The sequence below is a fragment of the Acidovorax sp. NB1 genome, assembly GCF_005405905.1.
Classification (GTDB): Bacteria; Pseudomonadota; Gammaproteobacteria; order Burkholderiales; family Burkholderiaceae_C; genus Acidovorax.
The window spans coordinates 41905-66063 of the sequence record NZ_BJHU01000009.1 but is presented as its reverse complement, the minus strand read 5'-3'; the positions used below and the strand labels follow the sequence as shown (position 1 = coordinate 66063).

23 protein-coding genes are annotated in these 24159 nt (G+C 66.4%); 14 read left to right on the top strand and 9 right to left on the bottom strand.

Annotated features, from left to right (window positions below):
- Nucleotides 1-68: 68 nt before the first annotated feature.
- Both rodA and AvAM_RS03700 read right to left on the bottom strand, forming a co-directional pair.
- Nucleotides 69-1241, bottom strand: coding sequence for a rod shape-determining protein RodA (gene rodA, locus AvAM_RS03705; RefSeq protein ID WP_137745820.1), 1173 nt, complete (start codon nt 1239-1241; stop codon nt 69-71).
- 50 nt (nt 1242-1291) lie between these two features.
- Nucleotides 1292-3730, bottom strand: a complete 2439-nt coding sequence (locus tag AvAM_RS03700) for a serine/threonine protein kinase (protein ID WP_137745819.1) — start codon at nt 3728-3730, stop codon at nt 1292-1294.
- A gap of 152 nt (nt 3731-3882) precedes the next feature.
- On the opposite strand from AvAM_RS03700, the gene AvAM_RS03695 reads away from it, so the two are divergent.
- On the top strand, nt 3883-4467 hold the full coding sequence (locus AvAM_RS03695; protein ID WP_137745818.1) for a YqiA/YcfP family alpha/beta fold hydrolase: 585 nt from the start codon (nt 3883-3885) through the stop codon (nt 4465-4467).
- Between the two features lie 31 nt (nt 4468-4498).
- Here the strand turns inward: AvAM_RS03695 and AvAM_RS03690 are convergent, their stop codons facing one another.
- A complete protein-coding gene (locus AvAM_RS03690) occupies nt 4499-6112 on the bottom strand; it encodes a Wzy polymerase domain-containing protein (RefSeq protein ID WP_137745817.1) in 1614 nt (537 codons plus the stop codon).
- Between the two features lie 120 nt (nt 6113-6232).
- Here AvAM_RS03690 and AvAM_RS03685 point away from each other — a divergent pair, with 120 nt between their 5' ends.
- From AvAM_RS03685 to AvAM_RS03665, 5 genes are read left to right on the top strand one after another with little or no spacing between them, the layout of a single operon-like run.
- Nucleotides 6233-8311: a ribonuclease catalytic domain-containing protein gene (locus tag AvAM_RS03685; protein ID WP_137745816.1), complete on the top strand. Its 2079-nt coding sequence runs from the start codon at nt 6233-6235 to the stop codon at nt 8309-8311.
- A gap of 25 nt (nt 8312-8336) precedes the next feature.
- Nucleotides 8337-9197: an energy transducer TonB gene (locus tag AvAM_RS03680; RefSeq protein ID WP_137745815.1), complete on the top strand. Its 861-nt coding sequence runs from the start codon at nt 8337-8339 to the stop codon at nt 9195-9197.
- 45 nt (nt 9198-9242) lie between these two features.
- A complete protein-coding gene (gene aroE, locus AvAM_RS03675; RefSeq protein ID WP_137745814.1) occupies nt 9243-10088 on the top strand; it encodes a shikimate dehydrogenase in 846 nt (281 codons plus the stop codon).
- Between the two features lie 17 nt (nt 10089-10105).
- Nucleotides 10106-10840: a monofunctional biosynthetic peptidoglycan transglycosylase gene (gene mtgA, locus AvAM_RS03670; protein WP_137745813.1), complete on the top strand. Its 735-nt coding sequence runs from the start codon at nt 10106-10108 to the stop codon at nt 10838-10840.
- Nucleotides 10840-11169, top strand: a complete 330-nt coding sequence (locus AvAM_RS03665) for a hypothetical protein (protein ID WP_137745812.1) — start codon at nt 10840-10842, stop codon at nt 11167-11169. Before mtgA ends, AvAM_RS03665 begins: the two co-directional genes overlap by 1 nt.
- A gap of 47 nt (nt 11170-11216) precedes the next feature.
- Here AvAM_RS03665 and AvAM_RS03660 read toward each other — a convergent pair whose 3' ends face one another.
- Nucleotides 11217-12650, bottom strand: a complete 1434-nt coding sequence (locus AvAM_RS03660) for a cytochrome P450 (protein WP_249367919.1) — start codon at nt 12648-12650, stop codon at nt 11217-11219.
- A gap of 76 nt (nt 12651-12726) precedes the next feature.
- Between AvAM_RS03660 and AvAM_RS03655 the strand changes: the two genes are divergently transcribed.
- From AvAM_RS03655 to ruvC, 4 genes are all read left to right on the top strand, one after another.
- Entirely contained in the window at nt 12727-13638 is a 912-nt protein-coding gene (locus AvAM_RS03655) for an AraC family transcriptional regulator (protein WP_249367917.1), read from the top strand.
- A 31-nt stretch (nt 13639-13669) separates the two neighbouring features.
- The gene (locus AvAM_RS03650) at nt 13670-14443 is read left to right on the top strand and encodes a 1-acyl-sn-glycerol-3-phosphate acyltransferase (protein WP_137745811.1); all 774 of its coding nucleotides are present in this window, start codon (nt 13670-13672) and stop codon (nt 14441-14443) included.
- A gap of 172 nt (nt 14444-14615) precedes the next feature.
- On the top strand, nt 14616-15608 hold the full coding sequence (locus AvAM_RS03645) for a phosphatidate cytidylyltransferase (protein WP_137745810.1): 993 nt from the start codon (nt 14616-14618) through the stop codon (nt 15606-15608).
- Nucleotides 15609-15666: 58 nt separating this feature from the next.
- Nucleotides 15667-16215, top strand: a complete 549-nt coding sequence (gene ruvC / locus AvAM_RS03640; RefSeq protein WP_137745809.1) for a crossover junction endodeoxyribonuclease RuvC — start codon at nt 15667-15669, stop codon at nt 16213-16215.
- A gap of 146 nt (nt 16216-16361) precedes the next feature.
- Here the strand turns inward: ruvC and AvAM_RS03635 are convergent, their stop codons facing one another.
- Nucleotides 16362-17114: a M48 family metallopeptidase gene (locus tag AvAM_RS03635; protein WP_137745808.1), complete on the bottom strand. Its 753-nt coding sequence runs from the start codon at nt 17112-17114 to the stop codon at nt 16362-16364.
- Nucleotides 17115-17435: 321 nt separating this feature from the next.
- Nucleotides 17436-17921, bottom strand: a complete 486-nt coding sequence (locus AvAM_RS03630) for a CZB domain-containing protein (RefSeq protein ID WP_063459170.1) — start codon at nt 17919-17921, stop codon at nt 17436-17438.
- A 201-nt stretch (nt 17922-18122) separates the two neighbouring features.
- Here AvAM_RS03630 and AvAM_RS03625 point away from each other — a divergent pair, with 201 nt between their 5' ends.
- Nucleotides 18123-19142 carry an LLM class flavin-dependent oxidoreductase gene (locus AvAM_RS03625; RefSeq protein WP_137745807.1) on the top strand — a complete coding sequence of 340 codons (1020 nt, stop codon included), beginning with the start codon at nt 18123-18125 and terminating at the stop codon, nt 19140-19142.
- 13 nt (nt 19143-19155) lie between these two features.
- On the opposite strand, the gene AvAM_RS03620 is transcribed toward AvAM_RS03625, so the two are convergent.
- Nucleotides 19156-19938, bottom strand: coding sequence for a hypothetical protein (locus AvAM_RS03620; protein ID WP_137745806.1), 783 nt, complete (start codon nt 19936-19938; stop codon nt 19156-19158).
- Nucleotides 19939-20220: 282 nt separating this feature from the next.
- On the opposite strand from AvAM_RS03620, the gene gspF reads away from it, so the two are divergent.
- The 3 genes from gspF to AvAM_RS03605 are packed head-to-tail and all read left to right on the top strand — an operon-like array spanning nt 20221 to nt 22806.
- Nucleotides 20221-21453, top strand: coding sequence for a type II secretion system inner membrane protein GspF (gene gspF, locus AvAM_RS03615; RefSeq protein ID WP_137745805.1), 1233 nt, complete (start codon nt 20221-20223; stop codon nt 21451-21453).
- Between the two features lie 4 nt (nt 21454-21457).
- A complete protein-coding gene (locus tag AvAM_RS03610) occupies nt 21458-22393 on the top strand; it encodes a 5'-nucleotidase (RefSeq protein WP_137745804.1) in 936 nt (311 codons plus the stop codon).
- A 59-nt stretch (nt 22394-22452) separates the two neighbouring features.
- Nucleotides 22453-22806: an EF-hand domain-containing protein gene (locus AvAM_RS03605; RefSeq protein ID WP_375708137.1), complete on the top strand. Its 354-nt coding sequence runs from the start codon at nt 22453-22455 to the stop codon at nt 22804-22806.
- Nucleotides 22807-22884: 78 nt separating this feature from the next.
- On the opposite strand, the gene AvAM_RS03600 is transcribed toward AvAM_RS03605, so the two are convergent.
- Together AvAM_RS03600 and AvAM_RS03595 are read right to left on the bottom strand one after the other, a co-directional pair.
- Nucleotides 22885-23316: a hypothetical protein gene (locus tag AvAM_RS03600; protein WP_137745802.1), complete on the bottom strand. Its 432-nt coding sequence runs from the start codon at nt 23314-23316 to the stop codon at nt 22885-22887.
- A gap of 339 nt (nt 23317-23655) precedes the next feature.
- On the bottom strand, nt 23656-24150 hold the full coding sequence (locus AvAM_RS03595) for a DUF1854 domain-containing protein (RefSeq protein WP_137745801.1): 495 nt from the start codon (nt 24148-24150) through the stop codon (nt 23656-23658).
- Between the last annotated feature and the right edge of the window lie 9 nt (nt 24151-24159).

Below are 24159 nucleotides of genomic sequence, written 5' to 3'. Positions count from 1 at the left end.
GCACAAACCCCTGCGCAAGACCCGGCCATGAGCGCGCCTGCGGACCTGCTGGGGATGGAAATCAGCCCCTAAAGCGCCGCCCGGGGATCTTTGGTGTCCTGCTTCTGCGCTCGCGCCACCGACATCAGAATGCCCAACGCCAGCCCCAGCGTGACCATGGCCGTGCCGCCATAGCTGATGAAGGGCAGCGGCACGCCCACCACGGGCAGGATGCCGCTGACCATGCCCATGTTCACGAAGGCATAGGTGAAGAAGATCATCGACACGGCCCCCGCCATCAGGCGCCCGAACAGGCTGGTGGCGCCCACAGCAATCGCCAGGCCGCGCCAGACCAGCAACAGGAAACAGACGATCAGGAACAGGTTGCCAGCGAGGCCGAACTCTTCTGAAAAAGCGGCGAAGATGAAGTCGGTAGTGCGCTCGGGGATGAATTCCAGGTGGGTCTGTGTGCCGGCCATGAAGCCCTTGCCCCACATGCCCCCGGAGCCGATGGCGATCATGCCCTGAATGATGTGGAAGCCCTTGCCCAGCGGGTCGCGGGTGGGGTCCAGCAGGGTGCAGACGCGCTGCTGCTGGTAGTCGTGCAGCAGCACCCAGCGCACGCCCTCGGCACAAAGCTGGTCGCCCAGCAGTACCAGGGTGAAGATGCCCACGCCGCCAATCACCACCGGCGGCAGCACCAGCTTCCAGGACAGACCGGCAAAGAAAATCACCGACAGGCCCGCCGCCAGCACCAGCAGCGAGGTCCCCAGATCAGGCTGCTTCATGATCAGGCCCACCGGCACGGCCAGCAGTGCGCCCGCGGCCACAAAATCCAGCGGGCGCAGTGCGCCTTCGCGTTTCTGGAACCACCAGGCCAGCATCAGGGGCATGGCAATCTTGAGGATTTCGCTGGGCTGGATGACGATGCCCAGATTGATCCAGCGTGTGGCACCCTTCTTGGTGATGCCGAACAGCGCCACGGCCATCAGCAGCGCCACACCCGCCACGTACAGCGGCACGGCGCAGGCCATGATCTTTTGCGGTGGCACCTGAGACACTACAAAAAGAATAGCACCCGCGATCAGCATGTTGCGCCCATGGTCGGCAAAACGGGTGCCATGGTCGAAACCGGACGAGTACATGGCCGTCAGGCCCGCGCAGGTCAGCAGGGTCACCACCACAATGAGGGGAAGGTCGAACCCACGGAACAGGGGAACAAGGCGCTGGGAGAGCGTGGGCTTTTCAAATACGACGGCCATCCCCCGATTATCGGATGGCCGGAGCCAGGTGGAACAAGCCCCCTGCGCCGTCACCCCGCCTGCCGGAAGGCCATCACCGCCTGGTTGCGCAGCGTGCGCAGCAGGCCCAGGGCCTTGTCGTCCACCACGATGCCCCCTGCCACCGACTGGTCGGCGTAGATGAGGGCAAACGTCTGGCCCTTGATCTGCAGCGGCAGCAGCAGGAACGAGGGGGCGTTGAGCCCCGTGCGGTACCACTGCGGCAGGCGGGCCTGCATGCGGGGTTCGGTGGCGTCGTTGATCAGCGTATCGGCGCCGCGCAGGCAGACGGCGGCAAACAGGTCGCCCTGCACCTTGAGCGGCACCTTCATGGCGCGCACGGCGGCCTCACTGCCCTCGCCCAGGCCAAAACGGCCGGTCAGCACCTCCGTCTTGGGATCGCGCAGGCAAAACACCATGCGCCGAAAGCCCAGCGCCCGGAACATGGTCTCCAGGATCATGCGCAGCACGTCGTTGAGCTGAAAACTCTCGACCATGGCGTTGGTGATGTCCTGGATGCCGGCCGCCAGCACTTCATTGACCTGCGCCACCGACACCGCACCGCCCGCCTGCGATTCGAGCACGGCCGGCAAGGGCGGGGTTTCGCTGGGGCGCAGCTCGTGGGAGCCCAGGGCGTCCTCGGTCACTGTTTGAGCGCCAGCAGGCTGCGGTAGCCGCAGCAGCCGGGCTGCGGGGGTGTCAGGCGCCACCCGCAGGTCCAGCGCCTCGGCCAGCGCCACCAGCTTGTGGCGCGCACGCAAGGTGGCCTCGGCAATGGATTCGGCCGACAAGGCCAGGGTGCGGGCGTACCGGGTGCCGACCTGGCCCAGCTGGGCTTCCATCTGGGCGGGGTCGCCAAACAACAACGTGCTGGCCACCTCGTTGGCGGCCATGGCCGCCCAGCGCATGCGCTCGACGCCCTGCTCGGGCGCACGCTGCATGGGCGACCCCATCGGTTTGCGCATGCAGCGCTGCAGGCTCTCGGGCAGGCCCCAGACGCGGGCCACGCCCACGCCCAGGTCCTCAAACCCCAGCCCCAGCACTTGCACAGCGGCCGACTCCTCGCCGCCCTCCACGCGCCCTGAGGCCACCAGGCTGCGCACCTGGCGGGCTTCTTCAGGAAAATAAAACTCGCACAGCATGCGCCCCAGGTTCTGGAACATGGCGCCGATAAAGGCCTCTTCGGCCGCCTGGCTGGCACCACACAGCTCGGCAGCGACCGAGCCCGCCATCATGGCGCGCAGGAACTCTTCGCGCATCTGGCTGGCGTGCTGTTTGTCCTGCATGTGGTCCAGCAGCACCAGGCTCAGCGCCATGTTGCGCACCGCATTGAAGCCCACCAGGCTCACTGCGCGCGACACGGTGCTGATGGTGCCCCGGCTGGCATGGGCGTAATGCACGCTGTTGACCAGGCGCAGCAGCTTGTTGGTCAGCGCCACGTCCTTGAGGATCTCGTGCGTGAGGTCGCTGATGCTGTCGTCTTCGGAGTTTGCCACGCGCTGGATGCGGGCCACCGAATCCGACAGCGCCGGGAAGTCGCTCTTGTGCCGCATGCGCCGCAGCAAAAAATCCAGCGTAGCATTGCTCGCCGCTGTAGGGGCGCTGGCCGGGGCCGCCCAGGCGCGCAGCGCGTCGCGGAACTCCGCCGCCGACATGTAGCGCTGGCCAGGGTCGCGCGCCATACCGCGCTGCAGGATGGCGCGCAAGCCGTCGTCCACGCCCGGCCCCAGGTCATCGGGCAAGGCCAGGTCCTCATTGGCCAGGCGGTACAGCGCCTGCCAGGTGTCTTTCTGGTGGATCAACGGCTTGCCCGAGAGCAGTTCGACCAGCACCAGGGCGGCGGAGTACACATCCATGGCCGGGGCGGGCGCTGCGCCTGCGGCGGCCTCCGGGGCCATATAGGCCGGGGTGCCGCTGGCCAGTTGTGCATCGGGCGCAGCCTGCACCGGGGCGGCCATGCCAAAGTCCATCACCCGCGCGTGCCGCTGGGCATCGACCATGACGTTGGAGGGCTTGAGGTCGCGGTGCACGATGCCCGCCTGGTGCGCGGCCTGCAGGCCATCGAGCACATCCACCATCAGGGCCACAGCATCGTGCGGCGTGCACCGCCCCTGCTGGGCCAGGTGTTCGGCCAGCGTGCGGCCGGGCACATACTCAAACACGATGTAGGGCTGCAGGCCCTGCACGTCGGCTTCGAACACGGGCACGATGTACGGGTGGGCCAGGCGCCCCACGTGGCGCGCCTCGCGCAGCCACTGCTCCAGCACCGACGGGTCCTGGTCCTGCAGGGGGCGCATGAGCTTGATGGCCACCTCGCGCTGCAGGCGCGGGTCCACCGCCAGCCACACCGTGGCCTGCGCACCCCGGCCCAGCTGCTTTTTCAGCTCAAACCGGCCCAGCGACGCGGGGGGCTTGTCGCCTGATCCCAGCGCCCAACGTCGGGTGGTGGAGAGCGGGGCAAAATCGGGCATGGTGCAGGGAGCGAATCAAGGCGCCGCGCTGCATGGCGCCCCGTGGTTACGATTTGATACCTCCCATCTTATGCCTGCGCCGCCCTGTCTGGAGCAGTGATTCCCCTGCCCCGCATTTTTTCCTGCCTGCTTGCTTGCCTGTCTGTCTGCCGATGACCACCACCCACCTTCTGTACCTGCACGGCTTCCGCTCCTCGCCCCAGTCGGCCAAAGCCCGCCAGATGGCGGCGCATGTGGCAGCGCACCACCCGGCTGTCACCTTCTGGTGCCCGCAGTTGCCGCCTTCGCCAAAGGCCGCCATGGCGCTGGTTGCACAGGGCATTGCCAATTGGCCCCGCGCGGCCATGGCGGTGGTGGGGTCGTCTCTGGGTGGGTTTTATGCCAGCTGGGTGGCCCAGCACGCGGGCTGCCGCAGCGTGATGCTGAACCCCGCCGTGGACCCCGCCCGTGACCTGGCGCGCTACATCGGCGAACAGACCACCTGGCAGAACCCCGCAGAGCGCTTTTACTTTCTGCCGGAGTACATCACCGAGCTAGAGGCCCTGGACATGCGCAGTCGCCCCCCGGCAGGCCCGGAGCTGGCCATCATTGCAAAGGGCGATGAAGTGCTCGACTGGCGCGAAATGGCAGGGCGCTACCCCAAGGCCCGGCAGATCGTGCAAGAGGGCGGGGATCACGCGCTGGGCAACTTCACCGATTACCTGCCGCAGGTGGTGGAGTTTCTGGACCTGGCCTGAGCCCCACCCCGCCCCGAGGCGAAAGGCTACGCTACCGAGCCCCCGACGCCCTGGCAGCCCCCGGCCCCTTCCAGCGCTCGTATTCCGCCGGGTAGGCGATGCGGTAGCGCTTCATGTGGAACGCAGCCTCGTCGTCTTTGCCCAGCAGCACGGCACTTTCAATCAGCGCCTGGATGACACGGGGTTCGGGCGAGAAGTGCAACAACTCCCCCGCCAGCAGGTTGATTTGGGGGGCTGTCTCGCGGGTGAGCGCAATGGTGGACAACAGGGCAAAGTCCACCTGGTCCGAGAAGAACAGCGTGTCGGACACTTTGGACATGGTGTCTTCCTGGTACGCCGCTGGCCGTTGCGGCAGCGGCCGGTACAACATGCCGATCCGGTAGTGCTCCCACAGCACCAGGGTACCCACAGCAGCGGCGCCCGCCAGCACCAGCATGGCCGCAGCCTTGGTCGCACGCGCCGCAACCCAGCTTGGGGTTGCCTGCGGCCACCACAGCAGCGCCACGGCCATCACAGAGACCACCTGGAAAGGGCCATACCAAAGTGGAAACTCCAGCAGGCTGTGCACGCCCACAATGGCCAGCACACCCCACGCCAGCTGGCGCAGCGGGTCAGTTTCGGCCCATGGCCGTGCGTGCACCACCCAGGCCGCCACAGCGGCACACACCAGCACGGCCACTGGCACCCCCAACTCCACGGCCAGCTGCAAGGGCAGGTTGTGGGCGTTGTCTAGCAGCACACAGAACCGCTCACCCGGGAACAAGGTGATGTAGTGCGCGTAGTCCAGCTCACCCCAGCCCCAGCCCAGCCAGGGCTTTTGCGCAATCAGGTGCAGCACATTGGCCCACAGGGCGCGGCGGCTGCTGCAGCCCTGTTCGTCCCCCAGAATGCGCGTAAAAAGGCCATCGGTGCTGAACCCGGTCCACTCCAGCAACAGGCGCGGCAACAGCCAGGCGGCCCCCAAGTACATCAGCACACCCACCACCGACAGCCCCACGGCCACACGGCCACCACGGCGCTGCCACCACACCAGCAAGCCCACCACCATCAGCCACTGCAGGGCGCCAGTGCGCGAAGCGGTCGCCGCACTGGCCATGGCCAGCAATGCCAGCCCCCAGGCCAGCAGCAGCCCCACCAGCCAGGACGGCCAGGGCCGCCCGCCGCCTAGCAGGGCGTTTTGCGCCGGGCTGGCATGGCTTCCGCCCTCCAGCCGCGCTTGAAGCTGGACCACCAGCCACAGCAGCGACCACACCCCCAGGCTCAGCAACGACGCCTGTTGATTGCGTTGGCGCAGGTTGCCAATCGCCTGGCCTGGCGCAGAGGGTTGCACCCAGGGCGCAAGGCCCAGATCCCCGCCAAAGAACTGCGCCAACCCGATGCCCCCCCCCAGTGCGCCCGCCAGCACCAGCCCCAATGCCAGGTGCGATGCCATGAAAGTCCGCGCATCCGCACGGGACGCCCCCCCCCGGGCAGCGCCGCGCACGTGCCAGGAGCGCGCCAGCATCAGCAATAAAAGCACCAGGCCGCAGGACCACGAGGCCACAACCGGCCAGAAATTGAAAATGGGAGCCTCGGTGTAGCCAAACACAAAGGGCAGCGTCAGGGCCAGAAGAAACAGGGGCGCGGCAACAGCATCAAAAAGCATGGGGCTCACTCAGAGAGGATTCAGCGCTGGGGTGGTGCCGGCGAGGTGGTGCGCATCATAGGGGCTGGCCGCCACCCCGTGTCCGGGCGAGCCGGCTCAGGCCCATGGGACAATCCCGCCATGCACGCATTGTTTGAAGAAGCTGGCAAATTCCTCGCCGGCCGTATCCTGTCCGAAGCCGACACATCCGCCCAGATCGAGCTGGACTCGGGCAAACGGGTCAAGGTCAAGGCCGCCCACATCCTGCTGAAGTTCGAAAAGCCCGCCCCGGCCGAACTCATCGCCCAGGCCCAGGCCGTGGCCGAGACCATCGAGCTGGACCTGGCCTGGGAATTCGCGCCCGAAGACGAATTCGGCTTTGCCGACCTAGCGCGCGACTATTTCTCGGACAACGCCACCCTGGCACAGCAGGCCGGTGCGCTGTTCCGCCTGTACGACGCACCGCACTACTTCCGCCGCGCGGGCAAGGGCCGGTTCAAGAAGGCATCGGCCGAGATCCTGCAGCAGGCGCTGGCCGCGATCGAGAAGAAGAAGGCCATCCTCGCGCAGATCGACGAGTGGGCCGCGCAACTGGGCCGGGGCGAATGCCCGCAGCCCATCCGCGACCAGCTTTACAAGATCCTGTTCAAGCCCGACAAGAACGCGCCCGAGTACAAGGCCGTGGTCGATGCCAGCCGCGCCACGCACACCGCGCCGCTCGACCTGCTGCAAAAGGCCGGCGCCATCGACTCGGCCTACCAGTTCCACTGGAAGCGCTTCTTGTTCGAGAACTTCCCCAAGGGCACGGGCTTTCCAGCCGTCACGGCGCCGGTCATTGCCGACGAGCTACCGCTGTCCACTGCGCAGGCCTACTCCATCGACGACTCGCAGACCACCGAAATCGACGATGCGTTGTCCGTCCAGGGCCTGGGCACGGGCACCGTGGTGCTGGGCATCCACATCGCCGCGCCCGGCCTGGCCATCCAGCCGGGCAGCGCGATTGACCAGCTCGGCCGCGCGCGCCTGTCCACGGTCTACATGCCGGGCTACAAGATCACCATGCTGCCCGACGACGTGGTGCAGACCTACACGCTGGACGAAGGCCGTGCCAACCCGGCCGTGTCGCTGTACGTAACCATCGACGAAGCCACGCTGGAGTTCAAAAACTCGGAGACCAAGCTGGAGCGCGTGCACATCGCCGCCAACCTGCGCCACGACCAGCTCGACAGCGTGGTGACGGAAGAATGGCTGACCAACCCGGCGTTTGAGCATCAAAACGACCCCCACCGCCTGTCTGATCTGCGTGGGCAGCTATCATTTTTGCACCGCCTCGCCAAAGACCTCAAAGCCCGTCGCGAAGTGGTGCGTGGCAAGCCCGAAAACTTCAACCGGCCGGACTACAACTTCCGCCTGGTCGGTAACGACGGCGCCGAGCCCACCGGCGACGAGCAGGTGCAGATCAGCGTGCGTCAGCGCGGCGCACCGCTCGACCTGATCGTGGCCGAGGCCATGATCGTGGCCAACAGCACCTGGGGCAGCTGGATGGCCGAGCTGGGCGTGCCCGGCATCTACCGCAGCCAGGCCAGCATGGCGCCCGGCGTGAAGGTGCGCATGGGCACCAAGGCGCTGCCGCATGCGGGCATCGGCGTCAAAGCCTACTCGTGGGCCACCTCGCCCCTGCGCCGCTACACCGACCTGGTCAACCAGTGGCAGATCATTGCCTGCGCCCGCCACGGCAAGACCGCCGCGCTGGCCGCGCCCTTCAAACCCAAGGACGCCGACCTGTTCTCCATCATCAGCAGCTTCGACGCGGCCTATGGTGCCTACAACGGCTACCAGGCGGGCATGGAACGCTTCTGGACGCTGAAGTATGTGGAGCAGAACGGCATCACCGAGCTGAACGCCACCGTGTTCAAGGAAGGCCCGGGCGGCAGCTTTCTGGTGCGGGCGGACGACATTCCGCTGGTCTTCCCGGTGCTGGGCGCGCAAAACCTGCCGCGCGGCGCGCGCCTGAAGGTCAAGCTCGGTGAGGTGGACGAGATCACCCTCGACATCCACGGTACCGTGATCGAGCGCCTGGACGACCCGGCCGACACCAGCGACGACGGCCCGGTGGAAGACGCCGAGGAAGACGACGACACCGTGGCCGGGCCGATTGCGATTGCAGTGGACGTGAACGAGGCACCCGCCGACGCCGCTGCGGCAGCCCCTGCCCCCTGACCCCGCCCCCTGATAATTGCTGGCGATGAAACTCCCCGCCTTCCTCCGCACCATCACCACGTTGCAGCTGGCGCTGGGCGTGTCCATTGCCGTGCACGCCGCGCTGATCTCCGTGCGCTTCATCGACCCCGAGGGTTTCAACCGCGTGTTCCAGGACACACCGCTCGAAGTCATCCTGGTCAACGCCAAGTCCAACGAGCGCCCCGACAAGGCCCAGGCCATCGCCCAGGCCAACCTGGCAGGCGGTGGCGATGCAGAGAAGGGCCGGGCCACCAGCCCCCTGCCCTACACGGCGCTCACGGCCGTGGGGGACGACTACGAAGAAGCGCAGCGCAAGATGGATGCGATGCAGGAGCAGCAGGCGCAATTGTTGGCCCAGCTGCGCAAGCAGCTCGCCACCATGCCCGAGCCCGACCCGCGCAAGCCCAGCCAGAGCGCCGACCAGGCCAACGAGCAGGAAAAGCGCCGCCAGCTGGTCAAGCTGCTGGCCGAGATCGAGAAACGCATCAACGAAGAAAACTCGCGCCCCAAGAAGCGCTACATCAGCCCCGCCACGCGCGAAGAGGCCTACGCCGTCTATTACGACGCGCTGCGCCGCAAGGTCGAGGACAAAGGCACCGAGAACTTCCCCGAACAAGCCGGCCGCAAGCTGTATGGCGAGCTGACCATGATCGTCACCGTCAACCACGACGGCCGCGTGCTCGGCACCGAGATCGTGCAAGGCTCAGGCAACAGCACCCTGGACCGCCGCGCCGAGGCCATTGCCCGCGCCGCCGGGCCCTTTGGTGCCTTCGGCGCCGACATGCGCAAAAAGGCCGACCAGATCGCCATGGTGGCGCGCTTCAAGTTCACCCGCGACCAGACCCTCGAAACCACCGTCCGGTAGTTCCCGGCGCGGCCCCACGCGGGGCCACCCGCACAAGCTTTTGTCATGAGCCAAACCCCCGACCTGTACTGCGTGATGGGCAACCCGGTGGCGCACAGCCGCTCGCCCGCCATCCACGCCCGCTTTGCCGAACTCACGGGCGAGCCCATCGCCTACGAACGCCGCCTGGTGCCCCTGGACGGTTTTGCCCAAGGCGTGCGCGCGTTCGCTGCCGAAGGCGGACGAGGCTGCAACGTCACCGTACCGTTCAAGACTGAAGCGCCGGGCCTTGCCACCGAATGCAGCGAGCGCGTGCAACTGGCGGGTGCGGCCAACACCCTCACCTTTCGCGCCGACGGCAGCCTGTATGCCGACAACACCGACGGCCTGGGCCTGGTGGCCGACATCACGCGCAACGCGGGCGTGTCGCTGGCCGGGCGCAATGTGCTGCTGGTGGGCGCAGGGGGCGCCGCCGCAGGCGTGCTGGGCCCGCTGCTGCTGGCGGGGGCCCGCCACATCACCGTGGCCAACCGCACCCTGGCCAAGGCAGAGGCGCTGGTGCAGTCGCACAGCGCCCTCGCATTGCTACAAAAAGCAGAGCTAGAAGCACTAGAACCACGCGCGGTAACGGCCAATTTTGATGTGATCATCAACGCCACGGCCAGCAGCTTGGCCGGAGCCGGGGTGCCCGTGCCCGCCACCGTGCTGCGCCCGGGCGCACTGGCCTACGACATGATGTATGGCCCTGCGGCGCAAGGCTTCCTCGACTGGGCGCGCCAGCACGGCGCTGTGCCCCGTGACGGCCTGGGCATGCTGGTGGAGCAAGCCGCCGAAGCCTTCTTGCTGTGGCGCGGCGTGCGCCCGCCGTCGGCCCAGGTGCTGCGTGAAATGCAGCAATCTGCTGCCGCCTGAACCCCGGGGAAGCCACCATGAAAGCCGTGTTGCGCTGGCTGGGACTGCTGGTGATCGCCTTCGTGGCGCTGCAGCTGTTTTTTGTGCTGCGCATTGCCGCCATGGTGGTCATCAACCCCGAATCCACCACCTTCCAGCGCTCCGAAGCCTGGGCGCTGCTGGCCACCAAAGGCCATGTGCCCTGGCGCCAGCAATGGGTGCCGTATGCGGACATCTCTGACCACCTCAAGCGCGCGGTGATCGCGTCGGAAGACGATGGTTTTGTGAACCACGACGGCGTGGACTGGACAGCCATCGAAAAAGCCTGGGAGCGCAACGCCAAGGCCGAAGCCCAGGCCAGCAAGGCGCAGGCCCGCGCCCCCGAGCGCCCGGTGCGTGCGCCCAAGATCCGGGGCGGCTCCACCATCACCCAGCAACTGGCCAAGAACCTGCTGCTCTCGGGCGAACGCACGCTGCTGCGCAAGGGGCAGGAGTTTGTGCTCACGCTGGCGCTGGAGCAATTGCTCTCCAAGCAGCGCATCCTGGAGATCTACCTCAACAACGTGGAATGGGGCGAAGGCGTGTTCGGCGCCGAGGCCGCTGCGCAGCACTACTTTCGCAAGAGCGCCAGCCGCCTGGGCACCACCGAAGCCGCCCGCCTGGCGGTGATGCTGCCTGCGCCCAAGCGGTTTGAGAAAACGCCCGGGTCAGCGTATCTGGCGGGGCGCACGCGCACGATCCTGGGGCGCATGGGCGGCGCGGAACTGCCGTGATGAAACTCACGCAGACCGAGCGGTGGCTGATTGGCGCGAATATCACGTTGGTCGTGGTCTTTAGCGCCTGGAGCATCGGAGTCGCGTATGGTGGGATTGCAATTTCAGCGTGTTGTAGCGTCCCGGACCATGTCGAGGCTGTACTGGCAACACTAACCCTCCCTTCCTGGTTTCTCGCAGCTCTGGCCGCGAAAGCTCTTTTTGGCCAAGACTTCACCGCCTTCGTTGTCTTCAAACAACTGTTGTGGATTGCTCTTTGTTTTCCGCAATGGTGTGCCTATATCGCCATTTATCGGTTGTTAAGAAATCACCGACGCGCCCGCCCGTAAAGAAGTTAGGAGTGAGTTGGGATGCAAGTTCCCGTGACCTGAAGCGTCTATCCCCTTCGCTCTAGCCACAGCGCAGACGCCCCGTCCGGCCGCAGCGTCACCTGCAACCGGGGCGCTCCCACAACGCCCCCGACTGGCAACCGCACGGTGTACCGCTGCAACAGCATGGCGGCCAGCAGCGTCATCTCCAGCATCGCAAAGTGCTGGCCAATGCACACACGCGGGCCCAGGCCGAACGGGATCCACGCGCCCCGGGGGATGGGTGGCGCGCCGTCCAGAAACCGCTCGGGCGCAAAGCGGTTCGGCTCGGCAAACCAGCGCGCATCGCGGTGCAGCACCCAAGGAGTGATGCGCAGCATGGCGCCTTGGGGCACCGGCACGCCGCCCAGCGTGATGGGCGCGGTGGTGCGGCGGCTCATCAGCGCGGCGATCGGGGGGTAGAGGCGCAGCGCCTCTTTGAGCGTGGCGCCCAGCCAGGGCAGCTGGGCCAGGTGCTCAGGGCCGGGGGTGCCGCCCTGCAACACGGCATCGACCTCGGACTGGGCGCGCTGCGCAGCCTCGGGGTGCTGGGCCATGAGCAGGGTCCACCACAGCAGCGTGGTGGCGCTGGTTTCGTGCCCGGCCTGGAAGCTGACGATGCACTGGTCGAACACCTCTTGCGCCGACAAGGCCTCGCCGGTTTGCTCGTCGCGCAGTGCCTGCAGCATGTGCAGAAGGTCTGAGCGCTCCGGGGCGCCGGGTGCGGCCACCTCGGCCTGGCGGGCATGGATGTGGCTCCATACCAGCCCTTTCAGCGACCGGATCGCGCGCCGCTTGGCCGCCTTGCCCGGCAGGGGCAACCAGTCGGGCAGCGTGAAGGGCATGAACATTTCGTGGAAGGCGGTTTCCGACAGCGTCTGAGTGGCCCAGGCGGCTTCGCGCGCATCGGCCTGTGCCGAGGTGCTGAACAGCGTACGCAGGATCACGTCCATGGTCACGTCCGTCCACAGCGCATCCACCGCCACTTGTGCACCGGGCTGGCCCGGGGGCACGGCGGCGTCGAGCGCGCTGCGGGCGGCATCGGTCATCAGCTGCGCGTAGCCTGCCACCCGCTTGGGGGTGAAGGCAGGCATCAGCATGCGGCGCTGGCGCTGCCAGGTGGCGCCCTCAGTCACCAGCACGCTCTGGCCAAACACTTCCTCGAACACCTCCATGCCACGCTCCCAGCAGATGAGCTGGTCGGCATGGGTGACGAGTGCCTCGCGCACCAGGTCAGGGTGCATCAGGTCCCACGCATCTTCATAGCCCAGGCGCATGCGGGTGAGATCGCCATGCTCGCGCTGCAGTTGGGTCACGAAACCCAGGTAGTCGGCCCGCATGGCGCGCAGCAGCGGCAGGCCCCACCAGCGGCTGCGCGGGCCGCTGGGCAGGAGGGGCGTGGGTGGAACGGCAGAGGCAGAGGCAATGGCGGGAGGCGCCACATTGGCGGTGGTCGAGTTCATGCCGCGCATGCTGCAGCGCAGCAGCCGGGCCGTATTGAACGATTGCGACAGCCCCCGTCGCCTACACTCGCGCCCCATGGCAAGCTTGGCCCCCCTCTCCCCCCGGCACCCCGCCGGGCTGATCCCCTCGGGCGAGCTGTGGCTGCCGCGCGCCAGCCTCACGGCCTGCCTGCGTGCTGCCATGGCGCGCAGCACGGTGGGCCACACACTCAGTGACGCGCAACGCATCAACCGCTTTCCGGCATCCCCCTTGTGCAGCCTGAGCTGGTGGTTTGAAGGCCGCAGCGAGGCCCTGGTGGCCGAGCGCCCCGACACCATGCCCACGCAGCACAGCCCGCGCGAGGCCTACCCCGGCCGCTGGGTGCTGGCGGGCCCGCAGACCCGCCCCACCTCCAGCTACTGCGCAGGCCCCACGCACGCCATGATGGTGATGTTCATGCCCGACGCGCTGCACCAACTCACCGGTGTGGACCCGGGTGCCCTGACCGACCGCATGGTGGACGCGCAGTCGCTGTTGCCGCCCGACTGGCTGGCCTTGTGTGCAGCGGTGCAGAACCTGCCCGACAACACGGCCCGCATGCAGTGCCTGGAAGACTTCCTGGAGCCCCGCTGGCAGGCCTGCCGCCCCGCCCAGCCCCTGCCCACACAGCGATACGGCGACTGGGCTGCACACCTCGCACAACGCGCTGCCCTGTCCGCCCCCGGCCGCAGCCTGCGCCAGCTGGAGCGGCGCATCAAGCGCTGGGCTGGGCTGCCCCTGCGCGAGCTGCGCGGCTTTGGCAAGGCAGAGCAGGCGTTCTTCGACACCATCGCCGCCGACGCTGCACAGGGCTCGGTCAAATGGGCCGATGTGGCAGCGGGCGCCGGGTTCTCGGACCAGTCGCACCTGTGCCGCGTCACGCGCCGCATCACGGGCTACGCGCCACAGGCGCTGTACGACGGCATCTATGGCGACGAGGCGTTCTGGGCGTATCGCATCTGGGTGTGAGCGACACGCATGGCCCCGTATGATCCGCGCCATGCTTGCCAAGTTGATGAGTTTCCTTCTGCTGGGGATCGTGCGGTTTCTGACCGGCTCCCAGGCCCGCTGGTATGGCTGCCCGCCCAAGGCCGAGCAGCGCATCTATTTCGCCAACCACCAGAGCCATGCCGACATGGTGCTGATCTGGGCCGCACTGCCCGAGGAGCTGCGCAGCATCACGCGGCCCATCGCGGCCAAGGACTACTGGACCAAGACGCCCTTTCGCCAGTGGATCACCACAGCGGTGTTCAACGCCGTGTATGTGGACCGCCAGGCCACGCCCGCGCGCCCACCCGCCCCGGTGGCGGCAGAACCCGTGGGGGGGATCGACGGCATGACCGCCGCGTCGTCCGAAGCCGACACCGCGATGGCGGGCGGCCCGGACCCGTCCCCCGAAACCCCGCCGCGCGTGCCCACACCCGAAGAACTGCGCGCTGCCCTGCCCGAATCCGACCCGCTGGCGCCCCTGGTGCGGGCCCTTGCCAGTGGCGACTCCATCGTGATCTTCCCCGAAGGCACACGCGGCCATGGCGATGAGCCGCAGTCCTTCAAATCCGGCCTGTTCAAGCTGGCGCAGATGTTCCCGCAGGTGGTGTTGGTGCCCGCCTGGATCAACAACGTGCAGCGCGTGATGCCCAAGGGCGAAGTGGTGCCCGTGCCCATCCTGTGCTCGGTGACGTTTGGTGCGCCGATCCAGCTGGAAGCGGGCGAAGAACGCCGCCCCTTCCTCGACCGCGCACGCCGCGCGGTGATTGCCTTGAGGGAAGTCTGAATATGACCCCCACGCTCATCGCTTCGCGTATCGCTGCCCCCCAGGGGGGCGCGTCATTGCCTTCGGGCGGCCGGGCGGCAACCGCATTACAAGCCCCCACGCTCATCGCTTCGCGTATCGCTGCCCCCCGAGGGGGCGCGTCATTGCCTTCGGGCGGCCGGGCGGCAACGACATGAACAACTTCCTTCGCAATCTCACCGCCACCCAGCAGATCGGTGCCCTCTTCCTGGCCGTGTTCGGCATCCTGTCCATCGTCACCGTGTGGGCCTTTGTGCGCAATCTGCGCGAGCACGCAAGTGACGACCCCGAATCCGAAGCCCGCGTGCTGGAGGCTAAACGCTTCTGGGGCCTGCTCAAGACCTCGTGGATGATGGCCACCGTGTTCTGGGTGGGCTGGGTGCTCGGCGACACCGTGGCCACGGTGCTGTTTGCCATCGTGGGCTTTTTTGCGCTGCGCGAGTTCATCACGCTGTCGCCCACGCGGCGCGGAGACCACCGCAGTCTGGTGCTGGCGTTCTTCGTGGTGCTGCCGCTGCAGTTCTGGATCGTGGGCAGCAAGATGTTCGACCTGTTCACGGTGTTCATCCCGGTCTACGTGTTCCTGGCACTGCCTGTGGTGAGCGCGCTGGCCAATGACCCGCAGCGTTTTCTGGAACGCAATGCCAAGCTGCAGTGGGGCATCATGGTCTGCGTATATGGCATGAGCCATGTGCCCGCGCTGCTGCTGCTCGACTTCCCGGGCTACCGCGACAAGGGCGCGTTCCTGGTGTTCTTCCTGGTGTTTGTGGTGCAGACCTGCATGGTGGTACAGCACCTGCTGGGGCGGCGCTTTCCGCACAAGCCCGTGGCGCCGCAGGTGAGCCAGAGCTTTCAGTGGACCAGCTGGCTGGCTGGCGTGGCCGTGGGCGGGCTGGTGGGCGGGCTTCTCACTTTCATCACCCCCTTCAAGCCCGGCCAGGCGCTGGGCATGGCCCTGCTGGCCTGCGTGGCGGGCAGCCTGGGGCACCTGGTGATGAAGGCGCTCAAGCGCGACCGGGGCATCACCAGCTGGGGCATGCAGGGCATGTCAGTCACGGGTGCGGGCGGCCTGCTCGACCGGGTGGACGCGCTGTGTTTTGCCGCCCCCGTGTTCTTCCATTCGGTGCGCTGGTACTTCGGACTTTGATCAAAAAAGGCCGTTTGCGCGCAACCACATTGCCCAAATAGCTATTGAATTTATAGCAATGCGTATTCTTGGCATCGACCCCGGCCTGCAGACCACCGGCTTTGGCGTGGTGGACGTGGACGGACACCGGCTCAGCTACGTGGCCAGCGGCACCATCCGCACCACCACCCTCGCGCTGGGCGACCTGCCCGGGCGCCTGAAGATCCTGTTTGACGGCATCACCGAGGTGGCGGCACGCTACGAGCCCGATGTGGCCTCGGTCGAAATCGTGTTTGTCAACGTCAACCCCCAGTCCACCCTGCTGCTGGGCCAGGCACGCGGCGCCGCCATCACCGCCCTGGTGGCCAGCAACCTGCCCGTGGCCGAATACACCGCCCTGCAGATGAAAAAAGCCGTGGTCGGCCACGGCCGTGCGGCCAAGAGCCAGGTGCAGGAAATGGTGCGTCGGCTGCTGCAGCTGCCGGGCCTGCCAGGCACGGACGCAGCCGATGGCCTGGGCATGGCCATCACCCACGCCCACGCAGGTGCGGCCATGGGGCGACTGGGCGAAGCGGCCACGCTGAACCGGCGGCAGCATGCGATGTACAAGGGGGGGCGGAGCTACTGACACCGGAGACCAGAGGGCAGAAGGCGGAAGGCGGGCCATGCGCCTGCGCACCCAATGTCACCGGTCTGCGTGCATCCGCCAGGCAAAAAAATACCGCGCCCGAAGGCGCGGTACAGCCCACCAGGGTTGTCAGCCGTTGCGCAAGCTTACGCCATCTGCGTTTTCATCCGTTCCGCCCGCTCCTTGGGCGAAGGGTGGGTGGACAGGAAGTTGCTCGAATCCCCACCCGACATCGCGGCCAGCTTCTCCAACGCCGTCACGCAGGCCTTGCCGTCGTAGCGCTTGGCTTTCATGAATCCCATGGCGTAGTCGTCGGCCTCGCGCTCGTTGCTTTGGGAGTGCTGGGCGCGCACCACTTTTTCAAACAGGTCGCCGAGTTGCGAGCTGGCCACCGCACCGGCCTTGCTGTTGCTGGAGGCCACGGCGTTGCGCAGCGCGCTGGTGCGCAAGGCGGCCTGGATGCGGGCCTTGCTGTGGCCCATTTTGACGTGGCCGATTTCGTGGCCGATGACGTAGCGCACTTCGTCGTCGGTGAACTTGTCCATGAGGCCCGAGTACACGCGGATGGTGCCGTTGGCCATGGCAAATGCGTTGATGTCGGGGGTGAGGTAGACCTTGAAGTTCATCTTCAGGCCGTCGTAGGTGCCCAGACCGGCCGTGAGCTTGTTCAGGCGCGAGGCATAGGGGTTGCCTGCGGGGGCGATGCGGTTCTGGCGGTCGCTCTCGGCGGCCATCTGGTCAAAGGCGACCTTCACTTCTTCGTCGGTCAGCGACTCGGATTTGGCCAGGTCCTTGCCTGCATCGAGCACCTTGCCCAGGTCGAACTGCGCCCACACGGGAGATACGGCGCTCACGCCAGATGCCAGGGCGGCGAGCGTCAACAATTTACGGCGGTCCATCGGGATTCCCTCTCTTTATCGTGCTGGTTTGTGTCTGCACCAACGCCAGCGCCCAAGCCGATGCCTGGCGGGCAGTGCGCGCCGAAGGATAGCCATGCCACCGCGGTTTCTGGCACCGGGGCATGTCTGCAGATGTAAGAGCTGTGTGCCGATGCTGGCGGACTGCGGCCAGACCGGTGGGTGCGGGGACTATGCACTCAGCACGGTGCGTGCAAAAGCCCGGTTAAAACCAGTGCCTGCGCTTTTTCATCAAGCGTTAATAGCTATCAAAGACAGAGCGACCAGCGGCACAAGCGCCGGGCCATGCGCGGTGTGCGAGGCTCAGCGCCCCAGACCGCGCTTGAGTTCCTTGAGCAGCAGAAGCACCTGGTTGGAGGCATGGCGGCAGCTGCTGTTGAGCAGTTGCACCGCCTTTTGCTGCTCGCCGGACTGGAACAGCGTGACCACGTCGGCGGCCTGCTGGTGGAAGTATTTGTGGCGGGCCACCAGCATCTCGAACGCCGGATAGTGCCCGAGCCGCACGCGCCCCGTGCCATACAGCCAGCGGCCCAGGTCGCAGCGGTCATCGTGGCAGATGCGCTCGGGCCGCATGACCTCGTCGGAGCGGCCGTTGACCATGTCCTGCAGCTGCAGGCGCCAGCGCTCGTGGCTGGCAATGGCGGCATCGATGTCGATTTCGGTCATGAGGGTGGCCGCGTATTCCGCGTCCAGCACCAGTTCGCTGCCGTTGTCCTCCATCGCCCAGGTGGTGTCGGGGCTGGTCGGATCCTGCTCCTTGATCTTGAACAAACGGCTGAAAAAACCCATCGTCATCCCTTTTGCGGCCACTGTCCGCGCACACCGGAACATGCCCGCGCGGAAAAGTCTTGAAACATTCTGTGGCGCCATCGCCGTTTTGGCTACCAAAAAATGTCCCGGCCGTAAAAAACGCGCCGGGCAACCCTTCAGGCCTTGCCAGCTCTGCCCGGGCGCCAGCACAAAGGCGCCAGCGGCCAGACAATGCGGCCCATGACTTCTACCTCCCGCCGCCCCGCCCTGTCGATGCTGGACCTCGTGGCCGTCCGCGAAGGCGGCACCGTGGCCGATGCCCTGCAGATTGCATTGCGTACTGCACAGCACGCCGAGAAACTGGGCTTTGCCCGCTACTGGCTGGCCGAACACCACAACATGGCAGGCATTGCCAGCTCGGCCACGGCCGTGCTGGTGGGGCACATTGCGGGTGGCACCTCGCGCATCCGCGTGGGTTCGGGTGGTGTGATGCTGCCCAACCACGCGCCGCTGGTGGTGGCAGAAGCCTTTGGCACGCTGGCCGAGCTCTACCCCGGCCGCATCGATCTGGGCCTGGGCCGTGCGCCCGGCACCGACCCGGCCACCATGCGCGCGCTGCGCCGCAGCCGGGTGGAGACTGCCGACGATTTTCCGCAGGACGTGGCCGAACTGCAGCGCCTGCTGGGCCCCGCCGAACCCGGCCAGCGCCTGATCGCCATGCCCGGTGCGGGTACCAATGTACCGATCTGGCTGCTGGGCTCCAGCCTGTTTTCAGCGCAGCTCGCGGCCGAGCGCGGCCTGCCCTATGCCTTTGCCTCGCACTTTGCGCCGCGCCTGCTGCACCAGGCGATTGACCTGTACCGCCAGCACTACCGCCCCTCTGCCGCCTGGCCCCAGCCCTATGTGGCGATTGGCGTGCCGCTGATCGCGGCGCCCACCGATGAGGAAGCGGAGTTTCTGGCCAGCAGCACCTACCAGCGGGTGCAGGGCATCCTGACGGGCGACCGGCGCCGCCTGCTTCCCCCCATAGAGAACTACGCCGCGCGCCTGCAGCCGCAGGAGCGTGCCGCCATCGGCGACTTTCTGGCCGCTGCCGTGATCGGCGGGCCGGACACGGTGCGCGCAGGTTTGGCGCAGCTCAGCGAAGCCACCGGGGCTGACGAGCTGATGCTGGTGAGCGATGTGTACGACCCGGCGCTGCGCTTGAGGTCGCTGGACATTGCCGCGCAGGCCCATGCCAAGGCGTGGGAGCGCGGCTAAAGACATCAAAGACCTAGCTCTTCAATCCTGTGTAGATGAAGGTCTGTTCTTTGCTCGCACTCTGACCCATGATCAGGATTGATCGGCTTGTGTTGTTGTACAAAACGACCTGATTGACCACAGAACCATTGGCCACCGGGCAAGTGGTCCCGTCAAAGGTCATCGGCAAATCAAACACATTCCGGCCACTGGCACGCGGAACGAGGGTCCCACGAACAGAACACCCTGGGTAGGACGTAGTCGAAACCAATCCACCCGTGGTAACGGAAAGCGAGATCAGGGGCGCGCTCACCTGGTTACCGATGCCAGTGCCCACGTATGTACCCAGCAACTCACTCACGGCAGCAGGTTGCTCATACCGAACACCGTAGTTGCCAGAGTACTTCCAGCCATTGGAAGCGGTGACCTGGATCGAGTCCCGCACGGCATACCGGCCAAAGTAGCTCACAGACTCGATTTTGCGATCGGTCAAATGGGCTTGATCCACTACGTTGAGATAGCGGCCTGAACCGGTGATGGCATCTGGTGCCGACGCCTGGATGTTGCCTTGTGAGAAGCCCACAACCGTACCGTCCACGGCACTCACAATATTCCAAGCCTCGCCATTCTCCAGCACGACACCTTGCACACTCATGGCGATAGCATCAGGGGTCTGTCCGGTCCAAAGGCCCTCTGCACCTGAGACGACGGTTGCTGGCGGTTTGGCCGGTGGAGGGGCTGCATCATCTCCGCTCCCACCGCAAGCAGACAGGGCCACAGCGGCAAACAACCCTCCCAGGGTGGTCATCTTGTTCATTTCTTCTCCTTCGTGAATGAATGCCCGGGGGTTGGCGCCATGGCGCCAACCCCCTCCTAATTTCCCGCCACATCTTAAGCGCAGTGCCACACGCAGAACAGCAATGGATTGCACGCCAGATGTTTGCCGTCTCACCCACGCTACTTAGAGGGAGCCAAGAAAGCCCTTCGCCCAGAAACATGCCAGAAGCACGCACCACGCGCCAAACCAGGCAGACCGCGCGCCAGGGCACCTCCAGCAGCTACCATGGCGGGCTGTTGTTGCCTTACCACCCACGCCCGCATGCCCGCTTTTTCCTTTGAAGCCCTGGACGCCCAGGGCCAGACCCGCAAGGGCCTCATGGAGGCCGACACCGCCAAGGCGGCGCGCAGCCTGCTGCGGGCCCAGGCCCTGGTGCCGCTGGCGGTGGAGCTGGTGCAGACCGGCCAGTCGCAGGACGGCCGCGCCGCCAGCCTGGGCCAGCGCCTGTTCACACGGCCCGTGTTCAGCGCCAATGCCTTGTCCATCTGGACGCGGCAGATCGCGGGCCTGGTCTCTTCGGGGCTGCCGCTGGAGCGGGCGCTCACAGCGCTGTCCGAAGAGGCCGACGACGAACGCCAGCGCCACCTGGTGGCCGCGCTGCGGGCCGAGGTCAATGCCGGATCGACCTTTGCACGGGCCTTGTCGCAGCACCCGCGCGAGTTCTCGGACATCTACTGCGCCGTGATTGGCGCGGGCGAGCACAGCGGCAACCTGGGCCTGGTGCTGGAGCGGCTGGCCGACGACCTGGAAGAACGCCAGGCGCTCAAGGCCAAGCTGGTGGGTGCAGCGCTCTACCCGGCCATCGTCACGCTGGTGGCCATTGCCATCGTGCTCTTCCTGGTGGGGTATGTGGTGCCGCAGGTGGCCAGCGTGTTTGCAGGCACCAAACGGGCGCTGCCGTTCCTGACGGTGGCCATGCTGGGCCTGAGCGCATTTGTGCGCAACTATGGCTGGGTAATGCTGGGAGCCATCTTGCTGGCCGCCGTGGGAGCCCGGTGGGCGCTTGCGATTGACCCTGTGCGCGAAAAATTTGACGCCGCCTGGCTGAAGCTGCCTCTGGTGGGCAAGCTCGCCCGGGGCTACAACGCGGCCCGGTTTGCAGGCACGCTGGCCATGCTCTCGGGTGCGGGCGTGCCCATCCTCAAATCCCTGCAGGCCGCAGCCGAAACCCTGAGCAACCGCGCCCTGCGCGCCGACGCACTGGATGCCCTGGTGCTGGTGCGCGAAGGTGCGCCCCTGGCCTCGGCGCTGGCGCAGAAAAAACGCTTTCCCGGCCTGCTGTCGATGTTTGCGCGCCTGGGCGAGCAAACCGGCCAGCTGCCTGTGATGCTGCAGCGCGCCGCACGCCAGCTCTCGACCGAAGTGCAACGCCGCGCGATGGCGCTCGCCACCATCCTGGAGCCGCTGCTCATCGTGGGCATGGGCGGCATCGTGATGCTGATCGTGCTGGCCGTGCTGCTGCCCATCATCCAGCTCAACCAGTTTGTGAAGTGACCTTATGGCTGTAACACTGGACGACAAGCTGGTGGTGGCGATCTCCTCGCGCGCGCTGTTCAACTTTGAAGAAGAAAACCGCGTCTTCGAGAAAGACAACGACCGCGCCTATGTAGACCTTCAGCGTCAGCGGCTGGATGTGCCCGCCGCGCCGGGCGTGGCGTTTTCGCTGGTGCGCAAGCTGCTCGCCTTCAACACATCGGAGCACCAGCGCGTCGAGGTAGTTCTGCTCTCGCGCAATGACCCGGTGAGTGGCATGCGCGTGTTCCGTTCGTGCCATGCCCATGGGTTACCCACCATCCAGCGCGGCGTGTTCACACAGGGGCGCGACCCGTTCCGCTACCTGCGGCCGCTGGGCGCCCACCTGTTCCTGTCGGCCAACGAAGCCGATGTACGCGAGGCCCTGCATCTGGGCTACCCGGCAGCGCGGGTGGTGACCGAATCCATGCAGGCGGGCGACGCCAACCCCACCGAAGTGCGCATTGCCTTTGACGGCGACGCCGTGCTGTTCTCGGACGAGGCCGAGCGCGTGTACCAGGCCGAGGGCCTGGCGGCCTTTCAGCGGCACGAGACCGACAAGGCCGCCCTGCCCCTTCCCGACGGCCCCTTCAAACCCTTGCTGGCAGCCTTGCACCGGCTGCAGTCCGCCGGGGAGGCGGGCGGCACCACGGGAATGCGCATCCGCACGGCCCTGGTCACGGCCCGCAGCGCGCCGGCCCACGAGCGCGCCATCCGCACGCTGATGGACTGGGACATCAACGTGGACGAAGCCATGTTCCTGGGCGGGCTGCCCAAAGGCGAGTTCCTGCGCGAGTTCGAGCCCGACTTTTTCTTCGACGACCAGACGGGCCATGTGACCTCGGCCGCGCGCCATGTACCGGCCGGGCATGTGAGCAGCGGCATCTCCAACACCGTGCCGCCACAGGCCGCCGGGAACTGACCGCCCGGTTCGTGGTCTGTCTGGGTGCGGGCCAGGGTCCGCATCCAAGGAGCCCCCTTTTGCACACCAACACCCTCCCGGCCTGCGTGGCCGCCCTCTGGATCGGCGCCTGCAGCGCCGCATGGGCCCAGACAACTGACGCTGACACGCCCCACCCCGCCCCCAGCAAAGGCGAAGCCAAGGCGCAGCGCGACTTCAAGATGCTGGACTTCAACGGCGACGGCAAGCTCAGCCGCACCGAGGTGCAGCTGTTCCCCCGGCTCGCGGCCGCGTTCGATGACGCAGACACCGACAAGGACGGTTTTGTGTCGTATGAGGAAGTGCGGGTCTTCGCCGCCAAGTACCGGGAGCAGCGGGACCAGCAGCGGGCCGCCGCCCAGGCGGCAGCTACCGCCTCGTCACCCCGGCCGTGATTCCGAGGGGGAATATGAACAAATGAGCCGCTACCGCGCGACCATCAAGCGCAAATAGCTATCAAAATAACAGCGCGCTCACAGCCCGCCTGTACGCTTGACCTTGGGGTCTGAGTAAGTGAGCGGCTCATTCTTGACCTGCTGCGCCATGCGCTCCTGCAGGGTCATCTTGTTGATGTCCTGTGCCACCTCCACCGCCGTGCCGCTGGCCCGCCACATCGACTGGATGAGTTCCAGCAGCTGCTTGTAGATGGGCTCCTTGGGTGGCTCGGGCGGCTCTTCCACCGTTTCTTTTTTCTTGACCTCGGTCCAGTCCCGGTTGGTCACATCCGGCGCAGAGGGCTTATCGGGCTCGCGCACGATGGCGCCCTCGCCCATCCGGTCCATGGACTCGACAGGATTGGGGGCATTGATAGGCCGCACTGGCGGCGCACCGGAGGCGCCAGTGGAATACAAATCAGCGCCCTGAGGACGCCAACTCGGCGATCGATCGACAGGTGGCATTTGCATGGCAGTGGCCCCGAAGGTGGATGAATGTGTTTCGACGCGCAGAGGGTTTTCCGACGTCTTCGTAATTCATAACGGCAAAAAGAAGGGGAAATTTAGGTCTTTTTCACCGATTGACCCAAATTCAGGGTTTTCACTTAGTTTTCAGCAGATCTTTGGACCATGGAGCAGCCTGATCCAGAGCAAAACTGCTGATTGAGCGCGCGAACGAGCACAACCACGGCCTGTGCCTGTGGTTTTGACGCTCTGTGGCAACGCCCCGCGGAACGCCCGGAGGCTGTCAGCGCAGGGGAAATGCGAGGAAAAGGGGCCGCTGCCGAGGATCTGCAGGGCCCGGGCCGGTCAGAGGAAACGTTCCAGCAGCTTGCGCGAGTGCCGGTCCAGCGCGGTGGTGTCCTTGACGCGGAACTGCATGCCGTCTCCCCCAGCGATCAGCAGCCGGGTGCGCCCGCCCAGGCGGCGGATGTCCTCTTCGGCCTTGAGCACCAGGCTGGCGGGGCCCCGGTCGGTCTCCACCTGCCAGGTGCTGGGTGTCGAAAAGCTAGACACCGCAATGATTTTTTCGATAGTGGGCACAAACTCGCGCACCGCCAGCTCCTCGTCGATGAGCTGCCGGGTCGGGCCTGTCACCTGCTCCAGCCGGGGAATCCACAGCAGTTCGTGGCCGTCCGCACCCACCAGCGAGAGGCCCTCGCCGGGCGCGGCGATGGGAAAGGCGCGCACGGGCGTCACGCCTTCATGCGCCGTGCCATCGGCCAGGGTCAGAACCAGGCGGCCATGCGGGTTGCGGGCCAGCTGGAAAGAAGGGGCAGGCGATGGGGTCAGGGATGCATTCATGGCAGGGCG

Bases quoted from the DNA above. Each gene is read 5' to 3' on its own strand.
- rodA (WP_137745820.1), bottom strand. From the start codon at position 1,241: ATGGCCGTCGTATTTGAAAAGCCCACGCTCTCCCAGCGCCTTGTTCCC.
- AvAM_RS03700 (WP_137745819.1), bottom strand. From the start codon at position 3,730: ATGCCCGATTTTGCCCCGCTCTCCACCACCCGACGTTGGGCGCTGGGA.
- AvAM_RS03620 (WP_137745806.1), bottom strand. From the start codon at position 19,938: ATGAACAAGATGACCACCCTGGGAGGGTTGTTTGCCGCTGTGGCCCTG.
- ruvC (WP_137745809.1), top strand. From the start codon at position 15,667: ATGCGTATTCTTGGCATCGACCCCGGCCTGCAGACCACCGGCTTTGGC.
- AvAM_RS03595 (WP_137745801.1), bottom strand. From the start codon at position 24,150: ATGAATGCATCCCTGACCCCATCGCCTGCCCCTTCTTTCCAGCTGGCC.
- AvAM_RS03600 (WP_137745802.1), bottom strand. From the start codon at position 23,316: ATGCAAATGCCACCTGTCGATCGATCGCCGAGTTGGCGTCCTCAGGGC.
- gspF (WP_137745805.1), top strand. From the start codon at position 20,221: ATGCCCGCTTTTTCCTTTGAAGCCCTGGACGCCCAGGGCCAGACCCGC.
- AvAM_RS03635 (WP_137745808.1), bottom strand. From the start codon at position 17,114: ATGGACCGCCGTAAATTGTTGACGCTCGCCGCCCTGGCATCTGGCGTG.
- AvAM_RS03650 (WP_137745811.1), top strand. From the start codon at position 13,670: ATGCTTGCCAAGTTGATGAGTTTCCTTCTGCTGGGGATCGTGCGGTTT.
- AvAM_RS03610 (WP_137745804.1), top strand. From the start codon at position 21,458: ATGGCTGTAACACTGGACGACAAGCTGGTGGTGGCGATCTCCTCGCGC.
- AvAM_RS03665 (WP_137745812.1), top strand. From the start codon at position 10,840: ATGAAACTCACGCAGACCGAGCGGTGGCTGATTGGCGCGAATATCACG.
- mtgA (WP_137745813.1), top strand. From the start codon at position 10,106: ATGAAAGCCGTGTTGCGCTGGCTGGGACTGCTGGTGATCGCCTTCGTG.
- AvAM_RS03655 (WP_249367917.1), top strand. From the start codon at position 12,727: ATGGCAAGCTTGGCCCCCCTCTCCCCCCGGCACCCCGCCGGGCTGATC.
- AvAM_RS03660 (WP_249367919.1), bottom strand. From the start codon at position 12,650: ATGAACTCGACCACCGCCAATGTGGCGCCTCCCGCCATTGCCTCTGCC.
- AvAM_RS03630 (WP_063459170.1), bottom strand. From the start codon at position 17,921: ATGGGTTTTTTCAGCCGTTTGTTCAAGATCAAGGAGCAGGATCCGACC.
- AvAM_RS03680 (WP_137745815.1), top strand. From the start codon at position 8,337: ATGAAACTCCCCGCCTTCCTCCGCACCATCACCACGTTGCAGCTGGCG.
- AvAM_RS03690 (WP_137745817.1), bottom strand. From the start codon at position 6,112: ATGCTTTTTGATGCTGTTGCCGCGCCCCTGTTTCTTCTGGCCCTGACG.
- AvAM_RS03695 (WP_137745818.1), top strand. From the start codon at position 3,883: ATGACCACCACCCACCTTCTGTACCTGCACGGCTTCCGCTCCTCGCCC.
- AvAM_RS03645 (WP_137745810.1), top strand. From the start codon at position 14,616: ATGAACAACTTCCTTCGCAATCTCACCGCCACCCAGCAGATCGGTGCC.
- aroE (WP_137745814.1), top strand. From the start codon at position 9,243: ATGAGCCAAACCCCCGACCTGTACTGCGTGATGGGCAACCCGGTGGCG.
- AvAM_RS03685 (WP_137745816.1), top strand. From the start codon at position 6,233: ATGCACGCATTGTTTGAAGAAGCTGGCAAATTCCTCGCCGGCCGTATC.
- AvAM_RS03625 (WP_137745807.1), top strand. From the start codon at position 18,123: ATGACTTCTACCTCCCGCCGCCCCGCCCTGTCGATGCTGGACCTCGTG.